The sequence below is a fragment of the Dyadobacter koreensis genome (assembly GCF_900108855.1).
Lineage (GTDB): Bacteria > Bacteroidota > Bacteroidia > Cytophagales > Spirosomataceae > Dyadobacter > Dyadobacter koreensis.
Window position 1 is genome coordinate 1,012,795 of the sequence record NZ_FNXY01000001.1, and the last position, 12,776, is coordinate 1,025,570.

A 12,776-nucleotide genomic window follows, 5' to 3' on the forward strand; every position below is an offset into this window, starting at 1 on the left:
TATTGATCAATTATCACATTTCAGGCTACCCTATTTTGTTTTTCCTGGTAATTTGGTTTGAAAAGTCAGCGTAATTCGAGTACCATATTCATCAACTCGCTCCGAATAAACGTTGATATTCAACAATATACACATGTCTTTCACAATCATCAGACCTAAACCTTTATGATTTGGATACCGATATTCGCGCATCCAATGCGTATAAGATTTAAAGGAAGCATTTAGCCATTCGGCTATCTCATCCGGGATACCTTTCCCCGTATCATCAATAATAATCTGACGCAGCCCATTACCATGATTCGTGGAAACCACTACGGTTGTCCGGCTTAGCTTTACAGCATTATCCATAAGGTTCTGGATAATCAGCGATAATAATTTACCATCGGTTTCCACTATAAAATCGTTATCAACCTTATTTACTATTTTAATATCCCGATGTTTAGCAACTCCCAAAAGCACGTTGGAAGAATGCTGTACTATATCAAACACACGAATTTTTTCTATACTTAGCTCACTTTTGTTTTCCTGATTTTGGCTCTTTATATAGTTCAATAAATTCCGCGTATGTTCACGAGCGTAATATATTGTATTGACAGTTTCGGAGCTCATAGCTGAAACAAATGCATCATTCAGATTATTCTTGGCAAGATGCTCCTGTATTTGGGTGAAGGAATTGCTGATATAAAAAAGTGGTGTCTGGATATCATGGTTAATAGCAGTAACAATTTGATTATTAATATGATATTGTCGATACACGTTTTTTTCTCTTTCTTTTTTGAGCAGATAAGAAGTTCTCTTACGCAAAATTAATAAAAAGCAAAAACCTATAAGGACCAGACACAGCGCCCGAAATACCCAGGTTTCATACCATGCCGGAACGACGAATATTTTTAGCTTTTTGTAAGTATAGTTGTCTGCTCCGAATCCATTTTGCTTACGAATAACAAGTGAGTAATTTCCGGAAGAGGCAATTGGAAAATTTATGTTTAAATTCTCAGAAACCGGCAACCAAACTTCATTCTGCCCCGCCTCCTGAATCGAATAAGTAATATGCAGATTACTTTTGCTGTTAAAATACGGCGTCGAAACGCTCAGGTTTAACTGCTTAAAATCTCTTGGTATGGCGGCCAGCCCGATTTGATCTATCTGCTTTCCATCCAGCAGGATTTTACCTATAAAAATACTCTGATCCGGAATTTCAGTTTTAATATCATCCGGTTTAAACCAAACAAACCCATCCATCGAAGGGAATGAAAAAGTGCCATTGTCCAGTTTTAATCCGCAAGGCTGACAGCCACCGTTAAACTCATTGCTACTGAAACCATGGCGTTTGTCATAATACAAGTAATAGACGGAGCTCAGCTTTTTATCAACATAATTAAGTAAATCATTTTTTAGAACCTGAAACAAACCTTTGTTTGTAGTTATCCAAAAGAAACCGCGCTTATCTTCCAGTATACAATGCGAAGTGGCCAGAAATTGATTTTTATCCAAAGGAAGCTTGGTGGCCTTACCCCTGTAATACATATAGATACCATCTCCATAGGTTGTTATCCAGATATAACCATCTGATTCGTAAATACTTCTGACACTCACTTTTTCAAGACCCTTTATGGGTTTCATACTGCCCGTTTGAATATTATACAAGAAAAGACCATTCTTGGTACCAAGCATAAGCTCATATCCGCGCAACCTGCTGATGCAGGAAATTTCACCGATCGCCCCGTTATAAATGAGTTTAGGAGTAGCCTGATAATCTTTTGTATTCAGCAAAAAAAGAGAATCCTGCTCCCCTCCGATCCAAAGGGTATCGCCACGATCGGCGTAAAGAGCTTTAATCCGGTTCTTCAATTCATATGTTTGAAGTATTTTGTCTCCTTTTGAACTAAACCGCGTCAAACTTGCGGACGTTCTTATCCAAAAGGACAAATCATGGTTTTGTGCCATGAAATATTTACTGTTCATGTCCATCGAATGATCCATTTCTGTGTAATTCTTTGCTATTGCCTTCTCTCCCGAAGTAAAAATGTGTCCTTGGGTAGAAAGAACTGAACCGTCAGACACAGGAACTTGCGCATAATAGACGTTATCAGCGCCTTTCTTTTCGTCTCGCTTTGTAAAAAAATCCTTACGCCTTAATACGAAAAGTCCTTTTGTGTAACTCCCCAAAAACAGATAGTTCAGCTTATCATCGTAGTGAGCGGTAACAATATTAAAATCATCAAAATCAAAACCGCTGACAATAAGTTTTGTCAGAAGAGAACTTCGATCGGCAGATTCTTCTAACGAATAAAATCTCTGGTTGTGATATACATAAGCACGTTGTGATATGTTATCCCAAAATAGTTTGTACTTCAATTGCCTTATATTAAATGATCTACCATTTAATATATCTCCCCTCAAAGAAACATGACATACTTTTCCGTTACTTTCCAACCGCGCAAACTCCCCGTTCATCAAAGTGACATATGGCACAGAACTCAGGATAAATAATTCTTTAAAATTACCTTTTGAAGACCATTGCCTGTCCTTTTTAATAAAATATTCAACCCTGTCTTTATGCCAGACATAAAACTTTTTACTACCGGCAGGATATAAGAATGGCTCATGATTCTGAGCTATACCATAAATCGAAGGCAGACTTCTCATGATATAGATACCGCCACGGATATCAGTGCCATACGGCGAGGTGCTTTGGTGATAGTTTAAGAATTTCTTCTCTATTTGAGTGGAGCCGTCGCTTCTGATTTTTATATATTCAAGATTTTCATTTAAAGCAGTAAAATCCTTATTGTAGGGGGTGTAGTCTTTAAGAGAGGGTACAAAACCATAAATCCGGTTGCTCGTTATGGAAAGATTGGTTCTGTTAAATGTGTAAAAGGATTGCCCGTCGAACCTTACTAGCCCATCTTCCGTAGCAAGCCAAACAAAGCCATTACTATCCTTCGTAATAGCCTTTACACTATTTTGAGGCAATCCGTTTTCGTCGGAATAGTGGGTAATATCAAAATCAGGATTGTTCATTTCCTGTGCGTGCAGGCCTGAAATTGTCAAAAAATAAATAATAGTTAATAAAACTTTACCCACAACGAAATACCGTTTGCACGTAATCGGATCACGTATCACGCACTAATTTAGTCCTTTAAGATAGCAAAACGAAAAAATATATTATAAACTGAGCAAAATGCGATATGCCCCTTTGGGCTTAAAAGTAAAAATCCCGGAATTTACTTCCGGGATTTAAATGGAATGATTATGATTCGCAGGATTGGCAACTTACCAAACTTGTCACCAGCTCTTTCGATACACTCTGACTTCTTTGATAATAAAGCGTTTTCACACCAAGCTTCCAGGCTTCTATCAGTAATTTATTAACCTCCTTCACAGGCAAATTTGAAGGAATATTAAGATTCAGACTTTGAGACTGATCAACGTATTTCTGACGAATCGAAGCTTGCTGAATAATTTCAAGCTGACTGATCTCTTTAAACGTTTTGAAAACATCTTTCTCTTCAGCCGTCAGTTCCGGCATGTGCTGGACGCTTCCGTGGTTCAGCATAATTGTCCGCCAGGTCTCTTCGTTATCCAGACCTTTTTCTTCCAGAAGCACTTTAAGATATTTGTTCTTGCGCATGAAATTTCCTTTTGCAAGACCTGCCTTATAATAATTGCTGCTGAACGGCTCGATCCCCGGGGACGTCTGTCCAAGAATCGCAGACGACGAAGTTGTCGGCGCGATCGCCAGCAAAGTCGTGTTTCTGCGACCATATCCTTTCAATAGTTCCGGCTCCCCGTAAATTAAGGCAAGCTCTTGTGTTGCTTTTTCAGATTTATCCTGAATTGCTTTAAATATCTGTGTTGTAAGTTGTTTAGCCTGCATTCCTTCAAATGGAATCATATTCTTTTGAAGATAAGAATGCCAGCCTAAAACGCCAAGGCCGAGCGCACGATGTCGTTTTGCGAAGCGATTTGCGCTGGCAAGAAAATGATTTCCTTCTGTTTTTTCAATAAATTCCTGAAGGACTGCATCCAGGAAAAAAATCGCCAATCTTACTGCATCGGTATCCTTCCATTCGTCATACAATTCTAGGTTCATCGATGATAAACAGCAAATGAAGGATTCATCTTCTGTCGACGGCAACATAATTTCGGAACATAAATTACTTGCGTTGATACGCAGATTTTTGTCCTTATAAACCTGTGGTTTGTTCAGGTTTACGTTATCAGAAAAGAAAATGTAAGGAAGTCCTTTTTGCTGACGGCTTTGTAAAATTTTTGCCCAGATTTCTCTTTTGGCCATATCACCATCGATCATATCCTGCATCCAGTAATCAGGTACACAAACACCTGAGAAAAGATTTTGGATCGGGTGACCGATATCCTTGATCTGTAAAAATTCTTCTATATCCTCGTGATCAATATCCATATAAGCAGCGAACGCGCCACGACGCACACCTCCCTGAGAAATGGTGTCCATAGCCGTATCGAAAAGACGCATGAAACTTACCGCTCCACTACTTTTTCCATTATCAGTTACGGCACTTCCCCGCGCGCGCAAATCACCGAAATAAGCAGATGTTCCACCACCGATCTTGGTTTGCATAATCACTTCGCCAAGCTTATGTGTGATCCCTTCGATATTGTCCGGCACATGCACATTAAAGCAAGAAATGGGCAATCCGCGCTCTGTACCCATATTAGCCCAGATCGGAGAACTCAAACTCATCCAGCCCCGTTCCACCATTTCCTGAAAAGCTTCCTTCAATTCAGGACGATACAAACGTTTGGCTGCTGCTGCACAAACACGCTCGATCGCACCTTCTACGGTTTCACCTTTCAGTAAATAACCACGGTTCAGGACTTGTTCACTTTCGGTGTTTTTCCACCAAAGTTTCTCCATTTCATACTGGGCAGTAACGCCTTCCAGCAGGTCTAGTTCGGCAACTTTCATTTCTTTTTTAATGATTTATTTGTTGTTGATTTCTCTGTTTTACTTAAAAAACTTCGATCAGATTTAGGTTCGTTAGAACAAGTCGAATGCTGAAATACTTTTATCATGTTTGGTATAATCTACCGGCCGTTTTGCAAAAAAATCATCCAGACTGTTCGCAAAAACCTCCTCTTCGAACCATTGAAGCAACTTCACATCTGCAATCGCAAGATTAAACTGACGTGGCAAACCGATTTTCTGAAGACTGTCATCTGCACGGTATTTCATGAAATTAATCAGATCCTCCTTATTGATGCTGTCGATTTCGCCTTCGCTGAAAATCCAGTCAATAATACGAGACTCCACATCAATTGACGAACGAACCAGGCGCGTAATTTCTGCAACTGTTTCCTGATCGAACATATCCGGAAATTCCTCTTTGATTTTATTTACAAGGTAAATTCCTGCATTGGCATGAATCTGCTCATCAATAGATGTCCAGGCAATGATATTGCTGACATTTTTCATTAAACCCTTGAAGCGGGCAAATGAAAGAATAATAGCAAACTGACTGAATAAACTCACGTTTTCAATCAAAATCGAAAACAGAATCAAGGAAAATGCGTATTCCTTCTTGTCGGTAGATTTAGAATTTCCCAAAGCCTCCGACAAATAATCGATCCGCTCGCGAATCACAGGAATTTCTACCAGTGATTCGAACTGATTCGTATAGCCAAGCACTTCCAGAAGACGTGAGTACGCTTCCGAATGACGGAACTCGCATTCTGCAAACGTACTTCCAAGGCCATTGAATTCAGGTTTTGGTAAATGGTGAAAAAGATTTCCCCAAAATGATTTTACCGCTACCTCAATCTGAGCGATCGCCAGCAAACTGTTTTTGACCGCATTTCTCTCCGCCGCGTTCAGGTGCGAATGAAAATCCTGCGTATCTGCAGTGAAATCTACTTCTGAATGAACCCAGTAAGCCTTATTTATCGCTTCCGTAAATTGTAATATTTCGGGATACTCAAATGGCTTGTATTGTAAACGTTTGTCAAAAATGCTCATAACAAATGCTGTCTATAAACTATAATATAAGAATCAAATAAATTTCGCCGGTGGATATCAAGTCAGTAACTGTAATCTTTCAGAAATTTCAAATTTTAAAACAGTAAATCCTGGTAAATCCAAAATTGGATATTTAACTGTTGAGCAATTTGAATATCAATAAAAACCACACCAGCGTGTTATATTTCCGGGCAACAAACTTACAGATTTATTCTATTAATTTTAAAAAATTGTAAACAATTTAATTTTTAAAAATACATAAATTGCTAATATTCAGATAATTAATAATTAAAATTTGCAAACATTTATTTTATGACACACAATTCAGTTAAAAATTATTAAGATAACCTTTAACTGAATTTTTAAGATTCTCTAACTCACCAACTTGGATAATAAAAGACCAGCATTGACCTGTATCAGAGAAACAAACCGTAGTGACTTTGCATACCAAAAATTCAAACTGCATTGACTGTATGAGACATTATAAATTTACAAAGCTGGTTTACTCGGGAATATGATTTCGGCAGTATTCGTCCAGAACAAAATGAATATTGTACATTTATAATAATTCGCAGCTGGGAAAACCAAATTAAGAATAAACAAATTTGAAGATTGCAAAAGAATCTTAAGACGCTTGAACAAAGGAGATGGAAAATCATGAAGCTAAATGTTGCCCCAAGTGCAATTCGGAATTTACCTGCAAAACTTGTGATATTGGCAATTGTCAGTGTTATACGGTGACACTAAGTCCAGAAACCAAAAACTTTTTATCCAAAACTTCATACCATTGCTTATGCAAAAATTGCCTGGTAAAAACAGAAAAGACCCTTATTTCTGCATCGAAATACACTTTTCCGACGCACTCGGCCATGTTTATCGACGGACTTCATTATTACAAAGAAAATGGCAATTGGGTTTTCTTGGAGTTATACCATATCCTTCGTGGCCAATGCTGTAAAAACGGATGCAGACATTGTCCATATGGTTTTTCAAAACAGCACGTTTAGGACAACATTAACTTTTCACATCCGGCTAATGATTACCTAAAATTTCTTCCGGATGGAAAAATTTCTGTTTGTACATCTTTCCTTACCTGAGTCCGTTTATTAATCGCCTGGGAAACATATTCATCTTTTTCATCAGCTCTTGAAAGCGTTAATATATCCGGATCTTCTTCTGTCGCGTGAAGTTTACGAAGCAATCCCGACATATCGAAGCAGCGCCTTACGATCACATGGATCACTTCACCTTCCTTTTGCAGTTTTCCTTCTACCATCAGCAATTTCGATTGAAGTATTTCTTTTCGGTATTTTTCAAATAAACTCTGAAAAACAACCAGATTAGCAAAACCCGATTCATCTTCTATGGTTATAAAACAAACGCCGCCTGCCGTTCCGGGCCGCTGCCTCACTAACACTAACCCGGCAACCTTTACAATCCTTCCCTCATTCGTTGTTCTAAGATCGTTTGTAGGAATCGCTTTTAATAAAGTCAGTTTTTCACGAACAAATCCTACCGGATGTGCTTTTAAAGATAAAGACGTAGACGCATAATCCTGAACGACATGTTCCGAATCAGTCATTTTGGGTAGCTGGACCGGCTGTTCAAAAGTGCTTTCGGAAGGCTGTCCGGTAAATAATCCCATTGGCCTGTCATTCAATGCCGATACTTCCCACAAAGCCTGTCGCCTGTCCAGGCCGATCGAACGGAATGCATCCGCATCAGCAAGTTTTTCCAGCGCAGATTGTGAAACACCTGCATCCCGAAGTGCGTGAATACTGGTATATGGCTTTTCTCTTTCAGAAATAAGTACTAGAATATCATCTTCCCGCAACCCTCTTATTTGTCTAAATCCCAGACGAATAGGGAAATATTCCTGCTCCTCAACGGTTTCATCCAGCCGATTATCCCAATCGGAATAATTAATATCAACCGGCTGCACTTCCACATTATTTTTACGGGCATCAATGACGATCTGAGCAGGTTGATAAAACCCCATAGGCATACTGTTTAGCAAAGCAGTGGCAAAAACATCGGGCAAATAACATTTTATCCAACAGGAAACATAAACCAGCAAAGCAAAACTGGCAGCATGACTTTCAGGAAAACCATAACTCCCAAATCCTTCGAGCTGCTTGAAAACACGCCGTGCAAATTCTTCGCTGTATCCTCTTTCCGTCATACCGTCCACCAGTTTTTTTTCAAAACGCGTTACCATTCCCTTCACTTTAAAAGTTGCCATACTCCGCCTTAATTCATCGGCTTCTGCAGGTGAGAACCCAGCTGCAACAATCGCAATTTTCATTGCCTGTTCCTGGAAAAGTGGAACTCCAAGTGTCCTTTGCAAAATTTCTTTAAGCTCCGGAGAAGGATATTCAACATCTTCTTCTCCATTTCTACGGCGCAAATAAGGATGTACCATATCTCCCTGTATGGGTCCTGGCCTGACAATAGCGACTTCAATCACCAGATCATAAAAGCAACTTGGCTTTAATCTGGGAAGCATGGATTGCTGTGCACGGCTTTCAATTTGAAAAACTCCAATAGTATCCGCATGGCTGATCATGTCATAAACCACTGGATCATCCTGTTTAATATTCGCCAGTGTAAGATCCATATTATAATGTTTTTTTGCCAGATCGAATGCTTTACGAATACACGTCAGCATACCTAACGCCAGTACATCAATCTTCAAAAAACCCAAAGTATCGATATCATCTTTGTTCCATTCAATACAAGTACGGTTTTCCATCCGTGCATTCAGGATCGGGCACAGATCCGAAAGTTTTCCCCTGGTGATAACAAAGCCACCGGTATGCTGGCCAAGCTGACGCGGAAAACCCATGAATTGCTTAGTGAGATCCAGTATTTTTAACAAATGCTTATCTTCGGGGTTGAAACCGTGTTCTGCAATCCGTTTTCCTTCAAACCATTCGTCTGTAAATTCCCAAATTGAACTTGAAAGCCGGTTTATCGCATCGACCGACAAACCCATCGCTTTACCTACATCCCGGATCGCACCACGCTGATGCTGCTGGGTTACCGTTGCCACAATCGCGGCCCGATCCCTGCCATATTTATTGTAGATATACTGGATCACTTCCTCCCTTCGCTCATGCTCAAAATCTACGTCGATATCAGGCGGCTCGTTGCGTGCAGATGAAATAAACCGTTCAAATAAAAGGTCAAATTTCGTAGGATCGACGGAGGTAATGCCCAGGCAATAACAAACTGTGGAATTGGCAGCCGAACCTCTCCCCTGACACAATATTTTCTGATCCCTGGCAAAGCGAACAATATCATAAACCGTAAGGAAATAAGGAGCATAATCCATCTCCTCGATAAACTTCATTTCATGATGAATGGACGCGACAATTTTCTCTGGTAAATTTTCTCCAAAATGTTCCCGTGCTCCCTTCCAGGTAAGATATTTAAGTTCTTCCATAGGCGTTCTCCCTTCGCTGGTAATCTCTTCCGGGTAAATGTATTTTAGTGAGTCCAGCGAAAATTGGCACGCTTCCGCAATTTCCTGCGTACGACGAATAGCATCAGGATATTTCCGAAAAAGCCTTTGCATTTCGGTGATCGGTTTCAGATACCGTTCTCCATTTTGATAAAGACGGAACCCTGCATTATGGATCGTACATTTCTCACGTATGCAAGTCACTATATCCTGTAATTCCCTGCGATCAGGACTGTGGTAATACACATCATTGGTTGCTACCATCGGTATATCCAGCTGCTTTGCCAGTTGCGAAACCCTGTACATTTTTTTAGTATCATCTCCCTGGTAAGAACGTGAGGCAGCTATATAGAGCTCATCTCCCAAATACTGCCGGTACTCTTTCACATCTGCCAGAAAGGAACTGCTAAAATCAAAGAATTCATTGAGCGTGGCCGGCGGCACAACTATAAATTTTATACCTTTTGCATACCGGAAAACATCAGCTTTGTATAAATGACATTGCCCTTTTTCCGCGCGAAGATTTCCCTCCGACAGCAAACCGGAAAGCCGGGAATATGCCTCTTTTGTGGTTGGATAAGCCAGCAGCCCAGGTCCGTCCAGTAGATCCAGACGACAGGCAGGAATTATCCTGATGCCTAGTTTTTTTGCAGCAGCATGCCCCCGCACTATACCTGACAGCGTATTTTGATCCGTTATCGCAATCTCTTTATATCCCAGAAGCACAGCCTGCTCAACCAGTTCCTCCGGATGAGAGCCACCGCGAAGAAAGCTGAAATTTGTTGTAACCTGCAATTCTGTATAAGCCATAACCACTGCATTTAATCAGGCAAAAAAACCATGAATGAACCACTCTGGCCTGTTTCCATCGTAATGACCTAGCCTGAAAATCCAGTAACGCGCACCATTTTCATCTTCCAGACAATAATAATCCCGGTGCAAACCTTCGTCCAGCCACCATTCCCGCTCAATGCGCTCGGGACCATCTGCCTTATTAACTTTATGCAATTTCCCCTTATAACGAAACAACATCGGCGGATAATCCGGTATTGGGGCTGTTACATCTATTATTTCAGGTCGTGCCAATAAATGAACTGGCCGGAGGCGATCTGTCCGCCACGGTGTTTCAGATTGATCTTTAAGCGAAGCAGCTGGTTTGACAGAGCGTTCCGGCCAGTAATGTTCATCCGGTAAATAGCGGTGAATCGCACTCATTCCAGCTCTTCCCGCAAGCCGGTCAAGCAATTCCAGTAAACCGGTGTCATCCGCCCGCCTTATTTTCCAAAGCATTTCCTGCACCGGATCAACATCTTCCACAACCGGCGCCTCGAGAACAAATAATTCTATACCAAGGGCTGGTTCAATTTTGGCAATTTTAAGTTCAAAAAGTTTCAGTAAATGATCTATATGACAGGAGGCGCCGTTTGTAACAATCTCAATTTGTTCTACTTTTCCATCCATACGATACCCCTTAAACGTTGCTGACCGCAAGCCTTTGCCTTCTGCCGAAAGACGCGTACATAACATCGCTAAAAGGCGCTGTAATGCAATTTTTATCCCGGTCGCCGTAACGATGGGTTCCAGACATGGCAACCTTTCCTGATAAGGTTCCAAGGGCTGAACGGGAGTTATATATTCGTTTGAAGGCCCAAGCGCCTGATCCAGCCTATCTAAAAGTGTTTGTCCAAAGCGTCTTCGCAAGACCGTTCTCGGCATACCTATAAAATTGCGAATTTGATATAAGCCCAGCTTTTGAAGGCGCGCTATAATAGTTGGCTCCAAACGTAATGCGGCCGGTGGCAATGACAACAAAGCATCTGCCTGCTCACCCGGTTCGACAATAGGAGAATGTTGTCCATATCTTGCTACTGCCCAGGCAGTACCAATTGTGTCGGCAACAGCAGCACGCACGTCATATCCGGAACTTCTGAGCTTGGATACGATATCTTTTAAATATTCCCTTTCCCCTCCCCAAAGATGCGCGCAACCCGTAATATCCAGAATTAATCCATCAGGAATATCCATTGAGGCAATTGGTGTGTAACGTATACACCATTCGGCATGCGCATTCAAAAGTTGCTCTGATAATTCAGGTTTGTCATCAATTACCATTAAGGAAGGAAAAACAGCTCTTGCATCAGCCACTACCATCCCTTTCTCAATTCCATTGCTCTCGGCCAGAATATTAGCGGCACGCACAACCATCCGACCACGCTCGGGCGAAGCAAGCACAAACGGCACATCCTTTAACTCCGGCTGGCAGATTGTAAACCAGTCAGCTGTTAAATGACGAAACCAGATTGCGATGTAACGACGGGACATGTTTTTTCAAGATATTTAAAGATTGGCGAATGCGATTGTTATTACTGGCAACAATTTTTTGTTTCCAATAATAACATTTATTAACAGTAATGCCAAATATTTTTCCGGTAAAAAGTTCTGAATTGTAAAACATTATTCATTCAACAAAGAAAAAAACCGGATATAATCAGACCGATAACACGATCAGATTTTTAGACGAAAGAATGTATAATTGAACAATTTGTAAAATGGATCAAGCCAGTCAACCTGTCTGCAGCAGGTCTGTTTTTGCTTCTGAAAAAGTGGGCCTCACGTGGCGGAATCGTCCTGCTACCCATTCCATTTGCCAATTGCCAGGTTCGCCATTACGGATTTTCCGGAGTTCAACATTCCAGCGGGGAAACCCTATACCTGGCATGTCTTCTTCCAATTCGCTGGCAAGAGGGGTAATTTTCCAACGGGAAACACAAGCCAGTGTATTGACGATACGTGGATTACATCTGTGTAAAAAACCCGTTACCCTGCTTTTTTCCACAGCCAACTGAAGTCTTCTCGACTGTGTGAAAGTTACCTCCGTCAGCTCCCCCACTACCGCTGCCAGTGTTTCGCATTTCAGCGCCTCTTCCACTGCCCATAAAACATCTTTCTGGTTAGTCAAATCTATAAAAATAACGCGGTCTGGTTCTATGCCAAAAGCTTTTAAGGCAGGAGGAAAAATAGTTCTTTTGCTACTGATCCACAAACAGGCTCCTGACTGACCCATAAGCCTGCTAATTAATCCTGACATAAAACCAGTAGTAGCCGCAGAATCTTCCGGGCAACTGCTTAAAAATTCATGTACCGCTCCCGTTGGAAAAATTTGGTTGGGAAATGATGATTCAATTTCGCCCAAACCAAAATCGATACGATGCCCGCCAGGCAGTTGCCGAAACCCCTGCAAAGAGAGAATTTCCTTTTGCAGCTTTTCAATAATACCATTTTTAGGCGCTGGTTGTGTCATTATCAAATAAAAGG

The 12,776-nt window shown here is 40.9% G+C and carries 7 protein-coding genes; 1 reads left to right on the forward strand and 6 read right to left on the reverse strand.

The genetic code is table 11. The features are described 5' to 3' along the window. Positions 1 to 30: 30 nt before the first annotated feature. From BMY70_RS04180 to BMY70_RS04190, 3 genes are all read right to left on the reverse strand, one after another. On the reverse strand, positions 31 to 3,054 hold the full coding sequence (locus BMY70_RS04180; RefSeq protein WP_143072048.1) for a sensor histidine kinase: 3,024 nt from the start codon (positions 3,052 to 3,054) through the stop codon (positions 31 to 33). Positions 3,055 to 3,253: 199 nt separating this feature from the next. Next, positions 3,254 to 4,951, reverse strand: coding sequence for a ribonucleoside-diphosphate reductase subunit alpha (locus tag BMY70_RS04185; protein WP_229209468.1), 1,698 nt, complete (start codon positions 4,949 to 4,951; stop codon positions 3,254 to 3,256). 72 nt (positions 4,952 to 5,023) lie between these two features. Beyond that, the gene (locus BMY70_RS04190; RefSeq protein WP_090332246.1) at positions 5,024 to 5,998 is read right to left on the reverse strand and encodes a ribonucleotide-diphosphate reductase subunit beta; all 975 of its coding nucleotides are present in this window, start codon (positions 5,996 to 5,998) and stop codon (positions 5,024 to 5,026) included. Between the two features lie 647 nt (positions 5,999 to 6,645). On the opposite strand from BMY70_RS04190, the gene BMY70_RS31630 reads away from it, so the two are divergent. Beyond that, positions 6,646 to 7,005 (forward strand): cysteine-rich CWC family protein, encoded by a 360-nt coding sequence (locus BMY70_RS31630; RefSeq protein ID WP_090332252.1) that lies wholly within the window; start codon positions 6,646 to 6,648, stop codon positions 7,003 to 7,005. Positions 7,006 to 7,037: 32 nt separating this feature from the next. Here BMY70_RS31630 and BMY70_RS04200 read toward each other — a convergent pair whose 3' ends face one another. The 3 genes from BMY70_RS04200 to BMY70_RS04210 form a co-directional block, all read right to left on the reverse strand. Next, positions 7,038 to 10,271 (reverse strand): error-prone DNA polymerase, encoded by a 3,234-nt coding sequence (locus BMY70_RS04200; protein WP_090332255.1) that lies wholly within the window; start codon positions 10,269 to 10,271, stop codon positions 7,038 to 7,040. Positions 10,272 to 10,286: 15 nt separating this feature from the next. Next, positions 10,287 to 11,783 (reverse strand): Y-family DNA polymerase, encoded by a 1,497-nt coding sequence (locus BMY70_RS04205; protein ID WP_090332257.1) that lies wholly within the window; start codon positions 11,781 to 11,783, stop codon positions 10,287 to 10,289. A 241-nt stretch (positions 11,784 to 12,024) separates the two neighbouring features. Further along, the gene (locus BMY70_RS04210) at positions 12,025 to 12,762 is read right to left on the reverse strand and encodes an ImuA family protein (protein ID WP_090332260.1); all 738 of its coding nucleotides are present in this window, start codon (positions 12,760 to 12,762) and stop codon (positions 12,025 to 12,027) included. Between the last annotated feature and the right edge of the window lie 14 nt (positions 12,763 to 12,776).